Consider the following 21282-nt stretch of genomic DNA (forward strand, 5'->3'; position numbering starts at 1 on the left):
TGGGGCCGGTCGGAAGACAATGGCGCGATCTTTTAACAGGAAAAGGCGCGGCAGCAAGGGCACGCCGCGCCTTGAAGGACAGTTAGGCCCGATGGGATCAGGCGATGGTCAGAAATCAGGTGCCACGCCTTACTTACAGGACTGGATGGAGTCCAGCGCCGCGGTCAGCCCGAGCAGCGAAAACGTATAGCCCGTGTCGTTGCCCCGGCCGGATTTGGCGGCGATTTTCATGTCGGTGCCGGCCTTCATGGCGGCGAGAAGCTGCGGCTCTTCCGCAGCATTCTCAAGCCAGGCCGATTTGCCCTGGGTGAACATCGAGAAGGACTTGCCGCCCACCGTGACCGTTACCTTGGATCCTTCCTGAAGATCGTAGGCAGCGATGAACTGAGGCTCGAACGCGACGTTCTGCCCCGGCTTCTGGCTGACGAAGAAGAAGATGTCGCCATGGTCCAGGCTGGCGGGTTCCTTCGCCTTCGGCACGCTCATCACATAGCAGACCTTGCCGCTGTCGGACTGGTAGCTATAGGTGCCCCAGTCGCGGTGTTGCCCGACTGCGGTGGCCTGGGAATAGGCCGGTCCGCCGGCGACGACTGCGCCCAACAGAATGAGTGACGAGAAGATTGCTCGCATTGTCCTGACCATTACTTTGTCTCTGTCTGCATTTGTGTTGGCAGCGACCTCAAAGGTTCATACCGTGAAGCCTGATCGCTTCATTTTTATTTAATCTGGGTTACCAAAGGGTGAAGCCGCGTCAAGCGAACCGCCCAAAAAGACGCCGGCCTTGGATGCCGCGATCACAATGAATGCCTCCATGCCCCGACACAAGCGTTGAATCGGATGAAAAAGGCAAGAGTTTGACCCCCCACAGTATGACCGAACCGGCATAGCAGCCATGATTGCCCGCAGGCCCTAGCGCTGTTCTTCGGCTTCCAGTGTCCGTTGGGCCGCCTGCCGGTGGACCGGGGTAACATGCGTCCGCACGGCATTCAGCGCCGCCATCAGTACCGCGACATCGTCGGTGAAACCGAACCCGGCCAGGAAATCGGGGATCGTGTCTAGCGGCAGAATGAAATAGGCGAGCGCCGCCAGAAGTATGCCGCGCACCCGCGGCGGCGTGTCCCGGTCGAGGGCGCAGTAATAGCCCGCCACCACGTCTTCCATGAAAGGAACCTGCCGCGCAGCGCGCCTTGCCGTTTTCCAGAAGCGGTCGCGGACGCGCTCTTCGCGGCGACGGTTGTCGTCCTCGCTTCCGGGGGCAAGGATCTCACCGATTTTCACGTCTTCCATCATGATCGCATCATGTGGGGAGCACCAGCCTCATTGCAATAGCTTCGCCGCGGCCGTCCTGGGCCTGGAAGAATTCATGAGTGAAATTAGAATGATTCTAAACTATTGAAAAACATTGAGTTTCCCGATTTCATAAGCTACGAGGACCCGCCAGTTCAATGACAGGACCTTGAATCCCGTTGATTGAGGAAGGTGGCTTTGCGGGTGTCCGCCGGGTCACGCAACGGCTTTTGCCGTGGATATTCCTTCCTCACCGCCGGGTTCAGCGTATAGCCGGCCTGCTCGGCATGGGGGACCAGATGACCTATATTCGGACAACGGCCCTTGCCGCGCTTGTTCTCTCGTGGGCGGTCGCCATACCCATCTCCGCTTTTGCCGAAACGATCACCGTTACCGACGTCACTGGCCGCGAGGTTGCGGTGGAGACTCCGGTGGAACGGGCGATCCTCGGCGAGGGCCGGCAGCTCTACGTCCTTGCCGCTCTTGACCGCGAAGATCCTGCCCGGCGCATCGCCGCATGGCGCAATGATTTGAAGGAGGCCGATCCGGCAACCTATCAGGCCTATCTGCAGCGCTTTCCCGAGTTCGCCGGGGTTCCGACATTTTCCGGTTATGAGGACAGTCTGGTCGACCTGGAAACGACGATTGTGCAAAAGCCCGATGTCGTGATCCTGAACTACGAGACCGTGCAGGCGGCGGAAGAGGCCCAGTATATCGAAAAGCTCGCCGCGCTCGAAATTCCCGTCGTCTATGTCGATTTCCGCCGGCGGCCCATGGAGAACACCGAGCCGACGATCCGGCTTTTCGGCCAGCTCTTCGGCCAGGAAAAGCGCGCCGAGGCTCTCATAGAGTTCCGCCGGCGGGAAATCGCGCGGGTGACGGACGTCATCGCCGCCACCAGCCCCAACCGCCCCCGCGTGCTGATAGACAGGGCGGGCGGCTATTATGAGGATTGCTGCCACACATTCGGTGATGAGAACTTCGGAAAATTCGTCGAAATCGCCGGCGGAGACAACATCGCTCGCAACATTCTGCCCGGCACCTTCGGCCAGCTCAATGCCGAACAGGTGATCGCCGCCGACCCGCAGCACGTCATCGTCACCAGCGCCCACTGGGAAGCCTATGTGCCGGGCGGCACCTGGGTTCCGGTAGGCGCCGGAGGCGATCCGGCAGAGGCAATGCACAAACTGGAGTTTTATCCCTCGCGCCCCGCCTATACCGGAATTCCGGCGCAAAAGACGCAATCGTTCCACGCCATCTGGCACCAGTTCTACAACAGCCCCTACCAGTTCGCCGCCATCCAGCAGATCGCCAAATGGCTGCACCCCGAACTGTTCGCCGACCTCGACCCCGATGCCAATTTCCGCCGCCTGCACGATGAATTCCTGCCGGTGGATTACCAGGGCGGCTACTGGGTCTCGCTGTCGAATGGCAAAGACTGATTTTTTGAAGAAGGAAATATTGCAATGCATTTGAAGCAGATCGTTGGCGGAGCCTTGTTCGCCCTCTCCACGCTGGTTGCCGCGCACGCGGAGGAAATCACGGTAACCGACATTGCAGGGCGCCAGGTTACGCTCGACACTCCGGTCAAGCGCGTGCTCCTGGGCGAAGGGCGGCAGGTCCACGCGCTGGCCGCCATACGCGGGGACAAGGCTTTCGACGACGTAATCGCCTGGCGCGACGATCTCATGGGGTCCGATGCGGATTCCTACGCGCTTTACCGCGCCTTCGCGCCGCAGATCGAAGACCTGCCTCGGTTCGGATATATCCCCAAGGGCACCTTCGATGTCGAGGCGGCCATCGCGCTCGATCCGGGCGTGATCATCCTCAATCTCGAACAGTTCGAGGCCGCCATGGAAAGCGGCTTCTTCCAATACATGGACGCAGCGGGCGTGCCCGTCGTTTTCGTCGACTTCCGCGCCGATCTCGACAAGAACGGCGACCCAAGCCTGCGCCTCCTCGGCAAGCTCTTCGGCGTCGAGGAAAAGGCTGAGGAATACATCGCCTTTCGCCATAAGCAGCTGGGACGCGTCACCGATGTCCTCGAAAAGGCAAAGCCGGAAAAGCCTGTGGTGCTGCTCTACCGCGCGCCGGGCATCTCCTCCACCACGGCCTGCTGCAAGACTTTCGGTTCCTACAATTTCGGCAAGATGATCGAGCAGGCGGGCGGCATCAATGTCGGATCCTCATTCGGCGACACCACCTATGTCGACATCAATCCCGAACAGGTCATCGCCTCGGACCCCGAGCATGTGGTCGTTACCGGCGCCAACTGGGAATCCGTCTCCGACATCCAGGAATTCGTCAGGGTCGGTCCCGGCGCGCCGGAAGGTCCGGCGCTGGAGCGCCTGGCCCCGCTCGTGCAGGCACCTGCCTTCACCGGCATCCGCGCCGTGCGTGAAGGCAAGGTGCACGCCATCTGGCACCAGTTCTACAACAACCCCTACGATTACGTCGCCGTGCAGCGCTTCGCCAAATGGTTCTATCCGGAACTTTTCGCCGACCTCGACCCCGACGCCACCTTCCGCGAGCTGCATGAACGCTTCCTGCCCGTGGACTACCGCCCCGGCTACTGGGTCTCATTATCCGACAACACGAACTGAATATTGGAAAGGAATAAGCTATGCTTATCAAAGGACTGTTCGGCGGCGCACTGATCGCGCTGACGGCATGGACCTCGGCGGCCCTCGCGGAGGAGGTGACGGTCACCGACATCGCCGGGCGCGAGGTGAAGGTCGACGTACCCGTCGACAAGGTGATCCTCGGCGAAGGCCGTCAGATCTATCTCACCGCCGTGCTCGACACGGAAGATCCCTTCAAGCGCGTGGTCGGCTGGCGTGAGGATTTCTCCCAGGCCGATCCCGACAACTACGCCGTCTATCTGAAAAAATTTCCCGCCATGGCCGACATCCCCACCTTCGGCGGCTTCAAGGACGGCACTTTCGACGTCGAGCAGGCGATCGCGCTCGACCCCGATGTCATGATCATGAACATCGAGTCCAAGCAGGCGACGGAAGACGCGCAATATATCGAAAAGCTCGCCCAGGTGGGCATTCCGGTCGTCTATGTCGATTTCCGCGAGAACCCCTTCACCAACATCGAGCCGAGCATGCGCCTCATCGGCAAGCTGTTCGGCGAGGAAGAAAAGGCGGAAGCCTTCATCGACTACCGCGCCCGGCAGATCGCCCGCGTCACCGACGTGATCGCCGAGGCCAAGCCCGAGCGTCCGACGGTCTTCATCGACCGCGCCGGCGGCTATTCCGAGGATTGCTGCATGAGCTTCGGCGCGGATAATTTCGGCAAGTTCGTCGAGATGGCCGGCGGTGAGAACATCGCAAAGGGCATCATTCCCGGCACGTTCGGCACGGTCAACCCCGAGCAGATCATCGCCGCAAACCCCGACCAGGTGATCGTTACCGGCGGCAATTGGGACGCCTATGTGCCGGGCGGCGACTGGGTGGGTGTCGGCCCCGGCGCCGACACCGGCGAAGCGCTACGCAAGCTCAAGGCGCTGACCGGTCGCACAGCCTTCACCGGCGTAAAGGCCGTTGAGACTGGCCAATACCATGCCATCTGGCACCAGTTCTACAACAGCCCCTACCAGTTCGTCGCCATCCAGCAGATGGCCAAGTGGCTGCACCCCGAGCTCTTCGCCGAACTCGATGCGGAGGAGACCTTCCGGGAGCTTCACGAAAAGTTCCTGCCGGTGGACTACGCGCCGGGCCATTGGGTCTCCTTGTCCGATGCCCGCTGAGGTCACGGAAAATCCATCTGCCGCAATTCCTTCGGCATCGGGGCGCGGTCTTTACCGCGCCCTGGTCTGGCGCAAGCAGTTGATCCTGGCGGGGCTTGTGCTTGCCCTGCTCCTCAGCCTGTGCGTCGACCTCGCGCTCGGACCCGCCCGCTACGGGCTCGATCAGGTGGTGCTTGCGCTGATCGCGCCGGATGCCGTGCCGGTTCAGGTGCGCGTCGTGCTTTGGGAGATCCGCATGCCCATCGCCCTGATGGCGGTGGTGGTGGGTGCCGCGCTGTCGGTTGCCGGCGCCCAGATGCAGACGATCTTGAACAACCCGCTGGCAAGCCCCTTCACTCTCGGAATTTCCGCCGCCGCAGGCTTCGGCGCCGCCCTTGCGCTGGCCTTCGGCGTGGCGCTCATCCCGGCCGCCATCCAGTATGTGGTGCCGATGAATGCCTTCGTCATGGCCATGCTGACGGCGTTCCTGATCCATGTGCTCAGCATGAAGCAGGGCGTGACCGTGCAGACCATCGTCCTGCTCGGCATCGCGCTGGTCTTCACCTTCAACGCCCTTCTGGCGCTGGTGCAGTTCTTCGCCACCCAGGAGGCGCTGGCCGCGGTGGTGTTCTGGACCATGGGCAGCCTGACCAAGGCCACTTGGCCGAAATTCTGGATCACCCTGGCCGTGGTCCTCGTGGTGATCCCGCTTTTCGTCCGCCGCGCGTGGTCGCTGACTGCCATGCGGCTGGGCGAGGCGAAGGCGGAGAGTTTCGGCGTGAAGGTCGCGCGGATCAGGCTCGAAACACTGGTACTGGTGAGCCTTCTGGCGGCGATCCCCGTCGCCTTTGTCGGCACGGTCGGTTTTATCGGGCTGGTCGGCCCGCACATCGCGCGCATGCTCATCGGCGAGGACCAGCGCTTCTTCCTGCCCGCCTCGGCGCTCGCCGGCGCGCTCATTCTGTCGATCAGCTCGGTGGTCTCCAAGACGCTGATACCGGGCACCATCTTCCCGATCGGCATCGTCACCTCCCTTGTGGGCATCCCGTTCTTCATCTCCCTCATCTTCAGCAATGCGAGGCGGTCATGGTGAGCATTCGTCTGAACGATCTAGGCGCCGGATATGGCCGCAAGCCGGTCGTGTCCGGGATCTCGACGCCGGCTTTCGGCGCCGGCGAGGTCATTGCCGTGGTCGGTCCCAACGCCGCCGGCAAATCGACGCTGTTCAAGCGTATCGCCGGCCTGCTGAAAGGGCCCGGAGAGGTGGTCCTGGAGGTGGAGGCCAATGGATGGGCGAGTGGCCGCGCGATCAGCTACATGCCCCAGGACAATTCATCCAGCGCCGTTCTGAGCGTTTATGAATCCATCGTCCTGGCGCGCAAACAGGGCAGCTCGCTCCATGTCGGCGACGACGATCTGCGGGTGGTCGATGCGACCGTGGAAGCGCTCGGTATCGAGTCCATCGTCGCCCGCAATATCGGCGATCTCAGCGGCGGTCAGCGCCAGCTTGTAAGCATCGCCCAGACGCTCGCCCGCGAGCCGCAGGTTCTGTTGATGGACGAGCCCACATCCGCGCTCGACCTGCATCGCCAGATCGGTGTGCTCTCGCTGGTCCGGCGGCTGGCGCGCGAGCGCGGCATGGTGATTTTCATCGCCCTGCACGACCTCAACCACGCGCTGCGCTTCGCCGACCATGTGATGGTCATTGCCAATGGCGGCCTGCATGCCTGCGGCCCTGTGGCGAAGGTCCTGACGCCGGCGCTTTTGCGCAGCGTCTACGAGATCGAAGCGCGCATCGAGCGATGCTCGCAGGGCCAGCCCCATGTGATCGTCGACGATGTGGCGGGCGACCGACCCGTTGCGAGCTTCGCGCTGAGCGCATGACAGGCGAAGAGACAGCCCTGCGGGCGAATTACGGGCTCAAGGACGAGATCCGCGACTATTGGTCGGGCCGGGCCGCGACCTTCGACGATTCGCCTTCGCACCGGATCGACGAGGAATACGGCATGCCCGAGTGGCATCGGCTCATCCGCCAGGCCTGCGGCCTCGAGCCATCCGGGAACCTTGCCGGCCATCGGGTGCTGGACATCGCCTGCGGCACCGGAGAGGTCAGCCGCATGCTCTGCGGCCTTGGAGCGATGGTGACTGGCATCGACTTTTCCGAAACTATGCTGGCAACGGCTCGCCGCAAGCTGGACGGACAGGCGTGGAGCGGCCTCCTCTGCGACGCCGAGGCGCTCGCGCTCCTCCCCGACGCGCATTTCGACCTGGCAGTCACCCGCCATCTCGTCTGGACCCTGACCGATCCGACGGCCGCTTTCGCCGAATGGCGGCGCGTGCTGAAGCCGGGCGGCAGGATATTGATCGTCGACGGCAATTGGGCGGCGCCCAGGGGCATTCTCCAGCGCGTCCGTAACTGGCTGGCGAACCGGCTGGAACCAGCAGCCGAGCCCGACCGCCTCGATCGCGAACGGCACAGCGCCATTCTGTCCCGTGTCGCCTACGCTGAGGGCCTGACGCCTGAGAAGCTGGAGCATGATCTGCGCCAGGCCGGGTTCACCGAATGCCGGATATTATCGGTGCATCGCCTCTATGGACCGGGCATGCGAAACGCCGGCCTCGCCCAGCGCCTGCGGCTGACCGGCACCCACCGCTTCGCGCTCGTGGCTGGTTGAGGCCCGGCCCGTCGCACCACATAAGCCTCAGTACCGCCCCTCCACCCGCCTGCCGTCACCTTCTCCCCGCAAGGCAGGCAGCCGCATATGTCGGCGTCTTCCCCCACTCCGTCCCGCTTCGCGGTCCACCCCTCCCCCGCAACGGGGGAGAGGAAACGCCGGCCGTGGCGCGAGAGCCCTTCCTCTCCCCCACTCTTGGTGGGGGAGAGGTGGATCGGCCGAAGGCCGAGACGGAGTGGGGGAGCAACGCCGCTTCCGAACGGGTGAAGGAGGATGGCCGCGACGTCGGCGCCCCCTCGCTCCGTTTACGGGTGAGGGTGAGGGGCGGCGACGCGGCTTCGTTCACTTGTAAACGTCCGGCGTTTGCCCCCTCGGCGTCGTTCTGCCCGGGCTTTTGGTCTGGACGCGGGTTTCGATGGTGAGGGTGTATTTGGGGGCGGTCTGTTTCCAGCGGTGCTGGATGAGCTTGCGGACGGCCCTGGTGCGTTTGGCGGCGGTCCTGCGGTCGGTGTCGGGGTCGATATAGGCAAGGCTGAGCGTTGCCGGCTCGGTGGCCAGCACGGCGATCAGCCGGTCGAGGCCGGCCTCCCATTCGGGCCGGAGCGTGGTGGAACCGGGGGCGAAGGCGTCCGCGGTCAGGTCGAGCCGCACCACGCGGCCGATGGCGGCGGCGAAGTTGAGGCGCGAGGCCTTGCCGGCGGTCAGCCGCACCGCGCGCGGGTTCTCGCTGGTGAGCCTGTAGCCGGTGGGCAGGGTGCGGGTGTCGAGCTTCATCAGGAAGGTCGAGCCGATGCGCTGGTCGGGCAGGTCGGCGCAGGCCACGTGGAAGCGGCCATGCCTGTCGGTGGTGATCAGCAGCCCGCTGACGGTGGCCACCCGGACGCCGGCAAGGCCGCGCTCGCCGTCGTCCTGATAGCCGTTGCGGTTGGTATCGTCGAACACCTTGCCGATGACGTCGCCGCAGTCGAAGACCGGCTCGACCACCACTTCCACGGTCGCCGTGGCGACCGGCGTCAACCGCTCTCCGCTTAGGTTCTCCACCCATGTGCGGTTGACGTATTCTCCCGGTCCCGCGGCGGCGGATACCGTGAGGCTCAGCCCGATTTCGATCTCTGCTTCGAACGCTCCAGCTCCAACCTCGACGTCTGACGACAGAGGGATATTCTCGAATGACAGCCGTCGCCCGTCGACCCGTGGCGCAACCGCTGTCCCGCCGACCGTCGCGGAACCCTCGACGAAGGAGAATCCGGCCGGAATCTCATCGACGACATTCTCCACCGAGGCGCGGAGCGGGCCTGACACCCGCACCCGGATCGTGTAAGGCACCCGTTGGCCAGGTTGAACCCGCGTAATCGCTGCTGTCTTGGATATCTCCATGTCCGGTTCGACGGAGATGTCGACGAGCGCCTGCGCCTCGCCCGATTCGACGGGTCGGCCATCCGGATCCGTGCCTTCGGCCGTCGCCGTGTTGACGATACCGTTCAGCACCTTCTGCGCGTTCGCGATGTCCTCGCCGCTCATCCTGTAGGCAGCTGCGAAGGTCTGGCTTGCCCCTGGCGCCAGGTCGGCAGAAGCTGGCGTGAAGCCCGACAGGCTGACCGTTCCCGCTTTGCCGTCGAAGAGCGGGCCGGCATCCTTCGGCGCCACGTTCGCCAGCGTCATATTGCCGGTGTTTGTGACCGCAAATTCATAGACAATCTCGTCTCCGGCATCGATGGCTCCATTGCCGTTGGCGTCCCGGTATTCCCCCGTCTTGACAAGGGAAAGGCCCGGGCTGCCTTCTATGAAGATCGCCGCCTGTGCCGTATCGACGACTGAATGGCCGTCGGGAGCCGTGCCCGTCACGGTAGCCGTGTTCGATACCCGGCCCGCATCCACATCCGCCTGCGTCAGCGGATAGCTGGCCGTGAAGGTGCCGCTGTCGACCGCTCCTGGCACAAGGCTGGGTATCGGACCACCTTCCACCGTCACCCGCGGATCGTCCACGGCGACATCCGCCAGCGTTACATTACCGGTATTCGTCAACGTGAAAGCGTAGGCGATGTGGTCGCCCACATCCGCAACGCCGTTGCCGTTCGTGTCGACATGAGCCGCGATTTTCTCCAGCATGATAGCCTCGATGCTGGCCAGGAGCAGGGTCTTGCTCCCCTCGGCGCTGACATTATCGCCACCAGGCGTCGTCCCCGTCGCCGTTGCGGTGTTCTCGACCATTCCCGCGTCGATGTGCTCCTGCGTGAGATCGAGAACCGCAGTAAAGGTCGTGCCGTCGCTGCCGCCAGGCGCGAGGCTGGGTATCGGATCACCCGATACAACTGCGTCCGGGTCCGTCACGACGACGTTCGACAGTGTTACATTGCCCGCATTCCCGACCACAAAGGTATAGCCCACACGATCGCCGGCATCGGGGATGCCGTTGCCGTTGGCATCGACATAGATGCCGGTTTTCTCCAGTTGCAGCTTCCCAGCGGCATCCGCCGGTATCGTCGCGCTGTCCTGGGCGCTGACGGGTGTGGCGCTGGGGCCCGTCCCCCGCACCGTTGCCGTGTTCGGGTACACGCCGTTGTCGACATCCGCCTGCGTCACCGTATAGGTGGCCGTATAGGTCGTACTGTCGGTCTCTCCTGGCGCCAGGCTGGCGATCGGACCGCCCGACACCGTCACGCCCGGATCGTCCAGGGTGACGTTTGTCAGTGTCACAGTGCCCGTGTTCGTCACTGCAAAGGTGTAGGTGAGCGTCTCCCCCGCATCCAGGGCCCCGTTTCCATTGTCATCGGAAATCTCGCCCTCCTTATCGAGCGAGAGCCGCAATACCCTCTCCAGAACCGTTGTAACGTCCGCCTGGTCGAGATGGATGCCGTTCGCGGAAGTGCCCGCCGCAAACGCCGCGTTCTGAACCTTGCCCCTATCGAGATCCGCCTGCGTCAGCGTATAGCTCGCCGTGAAGGTCGTACTGTCGGCCTCTCCTGGCGCCAAGCTGGCGATGGGGTTGCCGGACACAGTCACCCCTGGCGTAGGGTCGTTCACGCTGACATTCGTCAGCGCCACATTACCCGTGTTTTCCACGGTGAAGGCGTAATTGATGTGATCGCCCGCATCCGTGACACCGTTGCCATTCGTGTCGATAGGCGTGCCGGCCTTGTCGAGGCTGATTGCCGGCGTCTTGGGGATGATCACCTCGGTCGGTTCCGTATCGGCGCCGGCGCTGGAATAGGCGCTCAACTCGCCGACGGTCGGCGAGGTTCCCACGCCCACCGCCTGGTTGGTCAGCCGCCCCACCTCGATATCCGCCTGCGTCAGGTCGTAGGTGGCCATGAATGTCGCCGTTTCGCCGGGCTGCAAGGTGCCCTGGGGCGACGAACCGTTGTTGGACACGAATGTCGGGCCGGTCGTCAGATTGAGCAGCGTGCCGTCGCCGCGCTCGAGGATGTCCTCGCTGATCCTTACATCGGTCAGCGTTTCGATGCCGGTGTTTTCGATGGTCATCGTGAAGGTGACCGTGTCGCCCGCCAGCGTACCGTCGAGCGCGGCCGTCTTGCTCATGTCGAGCGGCGAAACGCCGAGGGCGAAGTTCACTAAACAGCGTTGGGTTCCACTCGCAGTGACCGTCAAATTCTCGGTGGTTGAACTGGCAGTAAACGTATAGGCGAGATGCGACCACTGTCCCGAATTCGAAAGCGGGAAAGTCTGCGGATTGTTGCCAACGTCGACGATAATATTTTCACAGGCGGAGGCATCCGAAATGGATACAGCCCACGGAACAGCAAAGAATGAGATCTTGTATTGCCGACCTGGGAGAAGACCAGAGACACTCGTTCTGATTGCTTCAATCCACCCTCCTGGAGAATTGCCCAGCATCGAAGTAAACGTATCGTCGCCCGTTGGAAGAATGGGAATCGGGGCGTTGTTCCATAGGTATTGACCAGACCAGCGGTCTCTCGATGAACAATCCGGTGTTCCACGAAACGTTGACCATCCCGCCGGTGTTCTGTTCCATCCGGGCGCGCAGGGCGCCGTAGGCGGAATGTTCTGCGCGCTGGCGGTCTGCGGCGCGAGCGTCATGAGGAACCCGGCCAGCAACAACATGAAAAGCCCGGCGCGTGCCGAGAGCCCGCCGCACGAAAGCATCGGCGCAAGGCGCCGGTGGAGGATGCCGACACGCATCTCATCCTGAGGAACAGCAAAAAGAGTAGACAGGACTTGAAGCAGATTGGACATGGAAACCCCATTGCGTGATCGGTATCACGGTGAAGGCCCGGTATCGGGCGACGCAGGTACAGGGACAAACGCTCCGTGCGGTCGACTGCGAAGGATGCGCACGGCGAAGGCCGCGCCGTGGGCACAGCGGGCCGGCCACTGCTAACGGGAACCGGGGATCCCGATAAGCGGGAAGGGGTAACCTTACGGTAACCCGCGCTCGAAAGATGGAGAGCGCCGGGCCGCTAGGGCACCCTCCCGAAAAGAGGATGTCGGTTTTCAGAAGATATCATGCGCCGACAAGGCGATGGATCATGACGACGGTTCAAGGAAGCGTCATCATGATCCGGCGTGCTATAGAACTAGCCGGCAAACCTGTTCATCTTCTTCGCCAGCTTGAAATCCAGCTCGGTCAGCCCGCCCGCGTCGTGCGTGGTGAGAACCACGTCGACCGTCTTGTAGACATTCTTCCATTCGGGATGATGGTCGAGCTTCTCCGCCGCCATCGCAACTCTGCTCATGAAGCCGAATGCGGCGTTGAAATCGCCGAATTCGAAGCGGCGGCTGATGGAATCGCCGTCCTCCGACAGCGACCAGCCGTCTATGTCGGTCAGCGCCTCATTTATCGATTTCCTATCGAGCTTTTGACGTGCCATGGTCCGCTCCCCTGGATATTTGCATGAAACGCAAAAAGGATTACGCACATCCCATGAACGAACAGGTCCAAACCGCGATACTCTTCGTCTGCCTGGGCAATATCTGCCGCTCGCCCTTGGCCGAAGGTATCTTTCGCGCGGTCGCCGCCGAGCATGGAATGGCCGAGGCCTTCCATGTCGATTCGGCCGGCACCGGCGCCTGGCATGTCGGCTCCCCTCCCGATCCCCGTTCGGTCGCCATCGCCGCCGCCTATGGCATCGACATTTCCGCGCAACGCGCCCGCAAGGTCGATATCGCCGATTTCGGTCGCTTCGACCTGATCCTGGGCATGGACAATTCGAATGTGCGCAACCTCAGGCGCATGGCGCCAGAACACGCGCACCACCGCATCCACCTGTTCTCCAATATCGCCGGTAAAGGCCAGCGCGACGTGCCCGACCCCTATTATGGCGGCGAGGACGGCTTCTCCGAGGTCTACCGCATGATCCGCGAGGCGTCGGAAGCGCTGGTGGCAAAGTTGGCGGCGCGTGAAGGCTCCGCCTGGAGGAGCGGCCACGCTTCCTCGACGATATAAGGCCCGCCGCCGATCGAATCGCGCGACGACATCAGCACGAAGCGCCCGACCTTGAAGGGCATCGCCGCGAAATTCCCGCGCGCTGACAGATAGGCCGCGACATCAGCCGGGTTGGCGTTGCGCAGCCGGGCAAGCGTCACATGGGGCGTGAACTTGCGGGGATCCGCCGGCAGGCCCAGCCGCTGGCAGATGCGCTCTATCTCACCCTGCAGCGCGTTGAGATCAGGGGAAGCTGCAACGCCGGCCCATATGGAATGCGGCTTCTTCTGCCCGAAGGCGCCAACGCCCGACAGCGTGAGCTGGAAGGAAGGGCGGCGCACCCGGTCTAGCGCATTGGCTATTTCGTCGGCCACGTGGCCTTCGACATCGCCCATGAACCGCAAGGTGAGATGATAGTTTTCGACATCGATCCAGCGGGCTCCCGGCAGACCGCCCCGCAACAGCGAGAGCGATAACGCGGCATCGCGCGGAATCTCGAGGGCGGTGAAAAGTCGCGGCATGGCAACCTCCTCGAATCTCTATGTCTGTCGCCAGCGAATCATCGATCCTGCTCGCGGGCAAGATATTTTTGCAGGCCGCCGTTCACGCGCCCTGTTTTTCCCCCGCAACTATGGGTTCCAGGACAGGCAATATCCTCTCGACCATGACCTCCACCCCCTCGGCGTTCGGGTGCATGCCGTCCTCGAGCAGGAGCCCGCGATTGGCGGCCACCCCGTCGAGGAAGAACGGTATCAGCGGCACATCGTGGCGTTCGGCCAGGCGCGGATAGATGCCGTCGAAGGCTTGGCGGTACGCATCTCCCAGATTGGGCGCGGCCAGCATGCCAGCGAGCACCACGCCGATGCCGCGCTCCTTCAACCGTGAAATGATGGCGTCCAGGTTCTTCTCGCTCGAAGCCGGCGCGATGCCGCGCAGCATGTCATTGGCGCCCAGTTCGACGATCACCAGGTCCGCCTCATCCGGCACCGACCAGTCGAGGCGCGATAGCCCGCCGCTCGTCGTGTCGCCGGAAACCCCAGCATTGGCCACGCTCACATCGTGCCCTTTTTCCCGCAGCGCCGCCTCCAGCCGCTCGGGAAACCCCTCGCCCGGTCCGAGCTGGTAGCCGGCCATCAGGCTGTCGCCCAGACCGACGATCTGGAACGTTTCGGCGCGCGCCGGCAACGCCGCCGCAAGCACGAGCACCAGCCCGGCAAAGACCGATGACGCAATTTTGAGAGGAAAAAGCGACATGCGTCGTTTGAATGCCATCATGAAAATCCCATATCAACCGGATTGCGCGCACATATTAGGCCACACATATAGGACGTCCCGCCCGTGACTGAACCCGTTATCGAGCTTGAGAAGGTTTCTTTGCATCTGGGCGAGGGCGCCTCGGCGGTCCATGTCCTCAAGGAGGTCAGCCTGTCGGTGGAAAGTGGCCATTCCACGGCCGTCGTCGGCCCTTCCGGTTCCGGCAAGTCGACGCTGCTGATGGTGATCGCCGGCCTGGAAAGCGTCGAGCGCGGCAGCGTCCGCGTCGCGGGGCAGGAACTGACAGGCTTGAGCGAAGACGCCGTCGCCGCCTTTCGCGGCCGCACCATCGGCATCGTTTTCCAGTCCTTCCACCTCATTCCCAATATGACCGCGCTTGAAAACGTGGCCGTGCCGCTGGAACTGGCGGGCCATCCCGATCCGTTCGGCCTGGCCGCGAAGGAACTGGCCGCCGTCGGCCTGAAAGACCGGGTCACTCACTATCCGGGAGAGCTTTCCGGCGGCGAACAGCAGCGTGTCGCCATCGCCCGCGCGCTCGCCCCCGCTCCGGCCATCATGATAGCGGACGAACCGACGGGTAATCTCGACCAGACGACCGGGCGCCAGATCGCCGACCTGCTCTTCGAAAAGGCCCGCGAACGCGGCACGACCCTGGTGCTGGTCACCCACGATCCCAGCCTGGCAGAGCGTTGCGACACCCAGGTCGCCATGCGCTCGGGCCGCATCGAAACCATGCCCGAAGCGGCCCTTGCCGCCGATGCCGGCTGAGCGGGGCCGGGCGGATATGAGCGGAACCGATGCCTCCACATTGACCGAAGGTACAGCCAAGGCGCGGTTCGCGCGCAAACCTGCTGGAAAAGGCGCCGGCCCGGCACTCGCCCTGCGTTTCGCCTTGCGCGAGATGCGCAGCGGCCTTTCCGGCTTCTTTATCTTCCTGGCCTGCATCACGCTCGGCGTCGCCGCCATCGGCGGCGTCAATTCGGTCGCCCAGGCGATCGGCGCCGGCGTGGCCACGCAGGGCCAGGAACTGCTGGGCGCCGACATCCGCTTCGAGTTGAACCAGCGCGAGGCCGACGACGCCGAGCGTGCCTGGCTGGAGAGCCTTGGAACAGTCGCCACCAGCGCCAATATGCGCTCCATGGCCCGCCTGCCCGACGCCTCCGACCAGGCGCTGGTCGAGGTCAAGGCAGTGGACGACGCCTACCCCCTTTATGGCGAACTGATAACGGAACCGCCGCTGCCGCTGGACCGGCTGCTGGAAGAGCGGGACGGCGTGTACGGCGTGGCCGCACCCTCCCTCCTCTTCGAGCGCTTTGGCATCGGGATGGGCGACCGGCTGCTTCTGGGCAGCCAGGAATTCGAGCTTCGCGCCGAACTGGTTACGGAACCGGACGCCGTCTCCGACGGCTTCGGCTTCGCACCACGCTTCCTGACCTCATTAGAGGGGCTGCGGGCATCCGGACTGATCCAGCCGGGAAGCCTGGTCGAGCATGTCTACAAGATCCGCATCGGCGAAGACGCCAATGGAGGCGCCAGCGACGGTGAACTGAGGCAGCTCACCGAACAGGCCGGCGAGCGCTTTCCCGATGCTGGCTGGAGCATCCGCACGCGCCTCAACGCCGCTCCGGCGCTGTCGTCCAACATCGAGCGCTTTTCGCAGTTCCTGACTCTGGTGGGGCTGACCGCGCTCGTCGTCGGCGGTGTCGGCGTCGCCAACGCGGTTCGCGCCCATCTGGACGCCAAGCGCACTGTAATCGCCACGTTCAAGAGCCTCGGCGCCTCGGGCCGCTTTGTCGTCACCGTCTATCTTCTGCAGATCCTGATCATCGCGCTGGCCGGCATCGCTATCGGCCTCGTGCTGGCCGCGCTCATGCCGTTCATGGCCAGCGCCGCGCTGGCCTCCGTGCTGCCGGTGCCCAGCCAGGCCGGCCTCTATCCGGATGCGCTCGGCCTTGCCGCCCTGTTCGGCCTGCTGACCACCCTCGCTTTCGCGCTTCTGCCGCTCGGCCACGCCCGCGATGTGCCCGCGACCGCGCTTTTCCGCGAAATGAGCATGAGCGGCAAGGGTTGGCCGCGTCTGTCCTACGTCGTTGCCGCAGGCGCTATTGTGGCCGCGCTTTGCGCATTGGCGATCTTCTATTCGGAGGAAAGGCGGATAGCCGCCATCTTCGTCGGGGCAACCATCGCCGCCTTCCTCATCCTGCGCGCGGTCGGCTGGCTGGTCCAGCGCATGGCGCGCGGCGCTCCACGCGTGCGCTCCACGGCCCTCAGGCTCGCCATCGGAAACATTCACAGGCCGGGCGCCCTCACGCCTTCGGTCGTGTTGTCGCTGGGGCTCGGCCTGACGCTGCTTGCCACGCTTGCGATGATCGACGGCAATCTGCGCCGCCAGATATCGGGCAACCTGCCGGAGATCGCGCCGAACTTCTTCTTCGTGGACATCCAGTCGACGGAGGTTGATGGTTTCACCTCACTCGTGGAGAGCCGGTCCTCGCCCGAAGCCAAGCTCATCAAGGTGCCCATGCTGCGCGGCCGCATCACCGCCCTCAACGACACCAATGTCCGCGACATGGAGATCCCCCCCGAAGGCGGCTGGGTGCTGCGCGGCGACCGCGGCATCACCTACGCCGTCAACCAGCCGGAAAACTCGACGTTGACTGAGGGCGAGTGGTGGCCGGCCGATTATGATGGCGAGCCGCTCGTCTCCTTCACCGCGGAGGAGGGGCGGGAGCTCGGCCTGGAACTGGGCGACACCATCACCGTCAACGTGCTCGGCCGCAGCGTCACCGCCAGGATCGCCAGCTTCCGGCAGGTGGAATGGGAGACCCTGGCCATGAATTTCGTCATGGTGTTTTCGCCCAACACCTTCGCCGGCGCCCCCCATGCCTGGCTCGCCACCCTGACCGACGAAGCGGCCACGAGCCAGGACGAATCGGCTTTGCTCAACGCGGTCACCCGGTCCTTCCCGACCATCACCACCGTGCGCGTCAAGGATGCGCTGGACGTCATCAACCGCCTTGTCGCCCAGCTCGCGACAGCGATCCGGGCCGCCGCCGCCGTCGCGCTGATCGCCTCGGTGCTGGTTCTGTCCGGTGCGCTTGCCGCCGGAAACAGGGCCCGTATCCACGACGCCGTGGTCCTGAAGACCCTCGGCGCGACCCGGCGCACTCTCATCACGGCTTTCGCACTGGAATATATGCTGATCGGCTTGGCAACTGCGATCTTCGCGCTCGCCGCCGGCGGCCTGTCCGCCTGGTTCGTCGTCACCCGCATCATGACGCTGCCCTGGACCTTCTTGCCGGAGGTCGCGCTGTCGACCATCGTCATCGCGCTCGTCTTCACCGTCGGCGTCGGGCTGGTGGGCACCTGGCGCGTGCTCGGCCACAAGGCAGCGCCGGTGCTGCGCAACCTTTGAACAACGCGTTGTTAACGCAATGATTCACCCTTCGCCGGCCACGGCCCGTTTCGGACGATTCATCGGCTTTTGGATGTATAAAGGACTTGTCCTTGACACAAATCGACATCATATTTGACTGACGCATGCTGGACTCCCGCCAGCGGCGAGCGGTCGCGTGACCGACACCCGACGGGAGAGTAGCAAGAAAAGAGGAATAAATGGCTGATCTTCGCAACTATCAGGCCCGCGTAGCGCCCAGCGCGCGCGCGGACGCGGCCATCGACGAGGGCCTGCGCGCCTATATGCTTCGGGTCTACAACCTGATGGCGCTCGGCCTTGCGATAACCGGCGTAGCCGCTTTCGCCACCGCGCAATTGGCGATGACGAACCCGGCGTTCGCACAGGTAATGTATGGAAGCCCGCTGCGCTGGGTTGTCATGCTCGCGCCGCTGGGTCTGGTGTTTTTTCTGAGCGCTCGCATCCACAAGATGAGCGTGTCGGCCGCACAGACCTCCTTCTGGGTCTTTGCCGCCGTAATGGGACTGTCGCTGTCGTCGATCTTCCTCGTCTTCACGGGCGAGAGCGTCGTGCGGGTGTTCTTCATCACCGCCGCCTCGTTCGGTGCGCTGTCGTTGTGGGGCTACACGACCAAGCGCGACCTGACAGGCATGGGCTCGTTCCTGTTCATGGGGCTGATCGGCCTGATCCTGGCCATGATCGTCAACATCTTCCTGGCATCCTCGGCGCTGCAGTTCGCCATCTCGGCGATCGGCGTTCTGATCTTTGCCGGGCTGACGGCCTATGACACCCAGCAGATCAAGGAAATGTACTACGAGGGCGACGATGCCGCTGTGTCCGGCCGCAAGGCCATCATGGGCGCGCTGAGGCTCTATCTCGACTTCATCAACCTGTTCATGTTCCTGCTGCAGTTCCTCGGCAATCGCGAGTAACCCGCCCAGGCGGTCCACACAGGTCAAAATCACAAAGGGCGGCCTTCGGGCCGCCCTTTCCTTTTGCGCGGACGCCTGTCATGAATAGAGCGATTCTAGAGCCATTCCCGCCGAGACCATGTCCCCGACAACCAGCGACATATCCATCCGCCCGGCCGTTGCGGCCGACATTCCCGCCGTCACCCGCATCTATGCCCACGCCGTCGAGCACGGCACAGCGACCTATGAGCTCGAACCGCCGCCCGAATCGGAAATGGCCATGCGCATGGAGGCCCTGCAGGCGCAGGGCTATCCCTATCTGGTCGCCGAAAACGGAGAGCGCCGGCTGTTGGGCTATGCCTATGCCGGCCCCTTCCGCGCCCGCCGGGCCTACCGCTTCATCGTCGAGGATTCGGTCTATATCGACCCGCAGGCTCAGGGCCGCGGCGTCGGCCGGCTGCTCATGGAAGCGCTGATCGCCGAATGCCGGCGCCTGGGCTTCCGCCAGCTCATCGCCGTGATCGGCGACGGCACCAACCACCGCGCCTCCGTCCGCCTCCACGAGGTGACCGGCTTCGTCCATACCGGCGTTCTGAAAGGCAGCGGCTACAAGCACGGCAAATGGCTGGACACGGTCTTCATGCAGCTTGAGATGAACGGCGGCGACACCCTGCCGCCCGACCCCGATTCCCTACCCGAGCGCATCTTCCGGAAGAACCTGTAGCGCGGGCGGAAGATTACCGCCGCACCGCCTGCACCACGCGCAACTGTTTGTCGAAGACCGTCAACACGCGCGCCAGTTCCTGGCCGCGCTTCAGGACGATTCCCGCCGCCGAAACGACGGACCAGGCGCCCTGTTTGCGCGCCAGTTTGGGATTCTTGACTATCTGGAACATCGGCACCTCGCTGGCCCGGCGGTAGACCGAAAAGACTGCCCGGTCCCTGAGGTGGTCTATGGCGTAATCCCGCCATTCCCCTGCCGCAACCATCTGCCCATAGAGGCGCAATATATGATCCAGTTCGCGCCGGTCGAATGTTACAGGCAGATCCAGGCGCGCGCGCCTGGCCTCCGTGAAGGGGATAAGATTCCCGGAATCTTCCCCATCCTCCCTGTTGCTTCCATATTCAGTCATCAGCCGCATGCGTCCCTGTGACGATGTCATGAAGGAAAAGTGACGCGGCCAATGATGAAATGCAACCCCCGGAGCCCGGTCCGCCACGCAGCGCCACAGCATCGGCCCGAAAATCGGGATGGGCTTTCGGGGCAGCACGACCTGCAGATTCAGCAGTTTGCAGCGCCGGGCGACCTTTTAAATACGCCGCATAAAGCGCATCGATCGCTCAAGTGGCGAATGTCCACTTCGGCAAGGTTATACCGCTGCATTCACGAAAGAGGACACGGTGTCGGATATGGTGATCGGATGCCACATTCTCGCCGTCTTCTGTCCAAGCTGCCGCCTGATTTGAAAGCCACGATCCCTTCGTTGCCTGAGACGGTTCGGTCCGGGCGCTGCTCCGTAACCCCAAGCCCCCCCGCCCACGGGGTCGTGACCGGATCGAACCAACTCCGGGCCTCCCAGGCCCGAATTTCAGAGCAACGATCCCAAATAGCGCCGGAGCTTGGCATCGCCAAACCGGCGCTTTTTTTTGCACCTCTATAGCGAGCAGTGCCTATCCGGTTATCGGAGCCATTTTCAAAAAAGGGCTCAGCTACCCACGCGGACGGCACCCAGGATGGGCCCTGGCCGCCCGGACCTGTCCACCTTCTGCAGCAGCACGGCGCAATTGCCGCCCCATTTGGCAATCTCGCTCAGGGGCATCTCCAGCCGCATGGCTTCTCCGTGCCACATCCCGACGGTCCGGTATTCGGTAACGATGTTCCGGTATTCGATAGTACGGCCCGCATTCTCGCCCGCGCCGATGGACACGCGCTTGCGGGGCTCGTAATAGACGAGCACCACATGTGCATCTTTTGCATCGCCGACGGCCGGCCCGATGTCTATTGCCAAACTGCCGCCATCACCGTCTACGGCGATGTCGACAGCTTCGTCCGTATCGCGCTCGAGCGCCGCCAACACTGCCGGGCGTTTCGACCCTACCGCATGGGTGCGCCCGTTGATAACCGCCTGCGGCGTATAGACCGAACTGCCGAGCACCTGCGCATAGGCGCGCTGGCGCGCCGTGTTTTCCGGCGAGGCCAGCTCATCCTTCCAGCCGAGATAGTCCCAATAGTCCACGTGGTAGGCGAGCGCCACCAGATCGTCGCGTTCTGCCAGCTCGGCGAGAAACGCGTCGGCCGGCGGGCAGGAACTGCAGCCCTGGCTGGTGAACAGCTCGACGACCGCGACCCGGTCGGCCGCCAACGCACCGATCGGCACAAGGGTAAGCGCCGTCAGCGCCAAAGCTGCCAGTTGCGCGCCGAGCGGCGCTTTGATGCGCTTCATGATATCCGTTCCATGAATCTCCGTCCCGGAGCCCGCAACAAAGGTCTCCGCCTGTCGCAGGAATCGTAGCGACAATGCCGCTTCAATAGGAAGTCACGTTGCGGTGAAACTATTCTTCAGGCAAGCCCGAAAAAGGGC

General features: G+C 63.5%; 19 protein-coding genes. 11 read left to right on the forward strand and 8 right to left on the reverse strand.

The window, feature by feature from the left end; genetic code table 11:
- Positions 1-129: 129 nt before the first annotated feature.
- Positions 130-630 (reverse strand): invasion associated locus B family protein, encoded by a 501-nt coding sequence (locus tag N1058_RS12250; protein WP_265517893.1) that lies wholly within the window; start codon positions 628-630, stop codon positions 130-132.
- Positions 631-909: 279 nt separating this feature from the next.
- A complete protein-coding gene (locus N1058_RS12255; RefSeq protein ID WP_265517894.1) occupies positions 910-1287 on the reverse strand; it encodes a YkvA family protein in 378 nt (125 codons plus the stop codon).
- A gap of 299 nt (positions 1288-1586) precedes the next feature.
- Here N1058_RS12255 and N1058_RS12260 point away from each other — a divergent pair, with 299 nt between their 5' ends.
- Genes N1058_RS12260 through N1058_RS12285 form a run of 6 tightly spaced genes read left to right on the forward strand, consistent with a single transcriptional unit; the run spans position 1587 to position 7695 of the window.
- The gene (locus tag N1058_RS12260) at positions 1587-2729 is read left to right on the forward strand and encodes an ABC transporter substrate-binding protein (protein ID WP_265517826.1); all 1143 of its coding nucleotides are present in this window, start codon (positions 1587-1589) and stop codon (positions 2727-2729) included.
- Between the two features lie 24 nt (positions 2730-2753).
- The gene (locus N1058_RS12265; RefSeq protein WP_265517827.1) at positions 2754-3890 is read left to right on the forward strand and encodes an ABC transporter substrate-binding protein; all 1137 of its coding nucleotides are present in this window, start codon (positions 2754-2756) and stop codon (positions 3888-3890) included.
- A gap of 20 nt (positions 3891-3910) precedes the next feature.
- Entirely contained in the window at positions 3911-5041 is a 1131-nt protein-coding gene (locus N1058_RS12270; RefSeq protein WP_265517828.1) for an ABC transporter substrate-binding protein, read from the forward strand.
- Positions 5031-6113, forward strand: coding sequence for a FecCD family ABC transporter permease (locus tag N1058_RS12275; protein WP_265517829.1), 1083 nt, complete (start codon positions 5031-5033; stop codon positions 6111-6113). Before N1058_RS12270 ends, N1058_RS12275 begins: the two co-directional genes overlap by 11 nt.
- The gene (locus N1058_RS12280; RefSeq protein ID WP_265517830.1) at positions 6107-6904 is read left to right on the forward strand and encodes an ABC transporter ATP-binding protein; all 798 of its coding nucleotides are present in this window, start codon (positions 6107-6109) and stop codon (positions 6902-6904) included. The genes N1058_RS12275 and N1058_RS12280 overlap by 7 nt, the downstream gene beginning before the upstream one ends.
- Positions 6901-7695 carry a class I SAM-dependent methyltransferase gene (locus tag N1058_RS12285; RefSeq protein ID WP_265517831.1) on the forward strand — a complete coding sequence of 265 codons (795 nt, stop codon included), beginning with the start codon at positions 6901-6903 and terminating at the stop codon, positions 7693-7695. Before N1058_RS12280 ends, N1058_RS12285 begins: the two co-directional genes overlap by 4 nt.
- A gap of 342 nt (positions 7696-8037) precedes the next feature.
- Here N1058_RS12285 and N1058_RS12290 read toward each other — a convergent pair whose 3' ends face one another.
- Positions 8038-11268, reverse strand: coding sequence for a DUF7507 domain-containing protein (locus N1058_RS12290; RefSeq protein ID WP_265517832.1), 3231 nt, complete (start codon positions 11266-11268; stop codon positions 8038-8040).
- A gap of 983 nt (positions 11269-12251) precedes the next feature.
- The gene (locus N1058_RS12295) at positions 12252-12545 is read right to left on the reverse strand and encodes a 4a-hydroxytetrahydrobiopterin dehydratase (RefSeq protein ID WP_265517833.1); all 294 of its coding nucleotides are present in this window, start codon (positions 12543-12545) and stop codon (positions 12252-12254) included.
- 53 nt (positions 12546-12598) lie between these two features.
- Between N1058_RS12295 and N1058_RS12300 the strand changes: the two genes are divergently transcribed.
- The gene (locus tag N1058_RS12300) at positions 12599-13120 is read left to right on the forward strand and encodes a low molecular weight protein-tyrosine-phosphatase (protein ID WP_265517895.1); all 522 of its coding nucleotides are present in this window, start codon (positions 12599-12601) and stop codon (positions 13118-13120) included.
- Here N1058_RS12300 and thpR read toward each other — a convergent pair.
- Complete coding sequence (gene thpR / locus N1058_RS12305) at positions 13021-13620, reverse strand: RNA 2',3'-cyclic phosphodiesterase (protein ID WP_265517834.1); 600 nt, start codon at positions 13618-13620, stop codon at positions 13021-13023. The two genes, N1058_RS12300 and thpR, sit on opposite strands and share 100 nt — an antisense overlap.
- A gap of 82 nt (positions 13621-13702) precedes the next feature.
- The gene (locus tag N1058_RS12310; protein ID WP_265517896.1) at positions 13703-14371 is read right to left on the reverse strand and encodes an arylesterase; all 669 of its coding nucleotides are present in this window, start codon (positions 14369-14371) and stop codon (positions 13703-13705) included.
- A 66-nt stretch (positions 14372-14437) separates the two neighbouring features.
- Between N1058_RS12310 and N1058_RS12315 the strand changes: the two genes are divergently transcribed.
- The 4 genes from N1058_RS12315 (at position 14438) to N1058_RS12330 (ending at position 19424) form a co-directional block, all read left to right on the forward strand.
- The gene (locus tag N1058_RS12315; protein ID WP_265517835.1) at positions 14438-15142 is read left to right on the forward strand and encodes an ABC transporter ATP-binding protein; all 705 of its coding nucleotides are present in this window, start codon (positions 14438-14440) and stop codon (positions 15140-15142) included.
- A gap of 133 nt (positions 15143-15275) precedes the next feature.
- Positions 15276-17789, forward strand: a complete 2514-nt coding sequence (locus N1058_RS12320; protein WP_265517897.1) for an ABC transporter permease — start codon at positions 15276-15278, stop codon at positions 17787-17789.
- A gap of 200 nt (positions 17790-17989) precedes the next feature.
- Positions 17990-18721, forward strand: coding sequence for a Bax inhibitor-1/YccA family protein (locus tag N1058_RS12325; RefSeq protein ID WP_265517836.1), 732 nt, complete (start codon positions 17990-17992; stop codon positions 18719-18721).
- 118 nt (positions 18722-18839) lie between these two features.
- Positions 18840-19424: a GNAT family N-acetyltransferase gene (locus N1058_RS12330; protein WP_265517837.1), complete on the forward strand. Its 585-nt coding sequence runs from the start codon at positions 18840-18842 to the stop codon at positions 19422-19424.
- 13 nt (positions 19425-19437) lie between these two features.
- Here N1058_RS12330 and N1058_RS12335 read toward each other — a convergent pair whose 3' ends face one another.
- Together N1058_RS12335 and N1058_RS12340 are read right to left on the reverse strand one after the other, a co-directional pair.
- Positions 19438-19833 (reverse strand): DUF2794 domain-containing protein, encoded by a 396-nt coding sequence (locus N1058_RS12335; RefSeq protein ID WP_265517839.1) that lies wholly within the window; start codon positions 19831-19833, stop codon positions 19438-19440.
- A gap of 573 nt (positions 19834-20406) precedes the next feature.
- Positions 20407-21144: a DUF1223 domain-containing protein gene (locus N1058_RS12340; protein WP_265517841.1), complete on the reverse strand. Its 738-nt coding sequence runs from the start codon at positions 21142-21144 to the stop codon at positions 20407-20409.
- Positions 21145-21282: the final 138 nt, after the last annotated feature.

This window comes from Nitratireductor luteus (assembly GCF_026162365.1).
Classification (GTDB): domain Bacteria; phylum Pseudomonadota; class Alphaproteobacteria; order Rhizobiales; family Rhizobiaceae; genus Chelativorans; species Chelativorans luteus.

Coding starts and splice junctions, on each gene's coding strand:
- N1058_RS12330 (WP_265517837.1), top strand. CDS start 18,840: ATGTCCCCGACAACCAGCGACATATCCATCCGCCCGGCCGTTGCGGCC.
- N1058_RS12275 (WP_265517829.1), top strand. CDS start 5,031: ATGCCCGCTGAGGTCACGGAAAATCCATCTGCCGCAATTCCTTCGGCA.
- N1058_RS12260 (WP_265517826.1), top strand. CDS start 1,587: ATGACCTATATTCGGACAACGGCCCTTGCCGCGCTTGTTCTCTCGTGG.
- N1058_RS12255 (WP_265517894.1), bottom strand. CDS start 1,287: ATGGAAGACGTGAAAATCGGTGAGATCCTTGCCCCCGGAAGCGAGGAC.
- N1058_RS12300 (WP_265517895.1), top strand. CDS start 12,599: ATGAACGAACAGGTCCAAACCGCGATACTCTTCGTCTGCCTGGGCAAT.
- N1058_RS12250 (WP_265517893.1), bottom strand. CDS start 630: ATGCGAGCAATCTTCTCGTCACTCATTCTGTTGGGCGCAGTCGTCGCC.
- N1058_RS12265 (WP_265517827.1), top strand. CDS start 2,754: ATGCATTTGAAGCAGATCGTTGGCGGAGCCTTGTTCGCCCTCTCCACG.
- N1058_RS12335 (WP_265517839.1), bottom strand. CDS start 19,833: ATGACTGAATATGGAAGCAACAGGGAGGATGGGGAAGATTCCGGGAAT.
- N1058_RS12280 (WP_265517830.1), top strand. CDS start 6,107: ATGGTGAGCATTCGTCTGAACGATCTAGGCGCCGGATATGGCCGCAAG.
- N1058_RS12270 (WP_265517828.1), top strand. CDS start 3,911: ATGCTTATCAAAGGACTGTTCGGCGGCGCACTGATCGCGCTGACGGCA.
- N1058_RS12285 (WP_265517831.1), top strand. CDS start 6,901: ATGACAGGCGAAGAGACAGCCCTGCGGGCGAATTACGGGCTCAAGGAC.
- N1058_RS12310 (WP_265517896.1), bottom strand. CDS start 14,371: ATGGCATTCAAACGACGCATGTCGCTTTTTCCTCTCAAAATTGCGTCA.
- N1058_RS12295 (WP_265517833.1), bottom strand. CDS start 12,545: ATGGCACGTCAAAAGCTCGATAGGAAATCGATAAATGAGGCGCTGACC.
- thpR (WP_265517834.1), bottom strand. CDS start 13,620: ATGCCGCGACTTTTCACCGCCCTCGAGATTCCGCGCGATGCCGCGTTA.
- N1058_RS12325 (WP_265517836.1), top strand. CDS start 17,990: ATGGCTGATCTTCGCAACTATCAGGCCCGCGTAGCGCCCAGCGCGCGC.
- N1058_RS12340 (WP_265517841.1), bottom strand. CDS start 21,144: ATGAAGCGCATCAAAGCGCCGCTCGGCGCGCAACTGGCAGCTTTGGCG.
- N1058_RS12320 (WP_265517897.1), top strand. CDS start 15,276: ATGCGCAGCGGCCTTTCCGGCTTCTTTATCTTCCTGGCCTGCATCACG.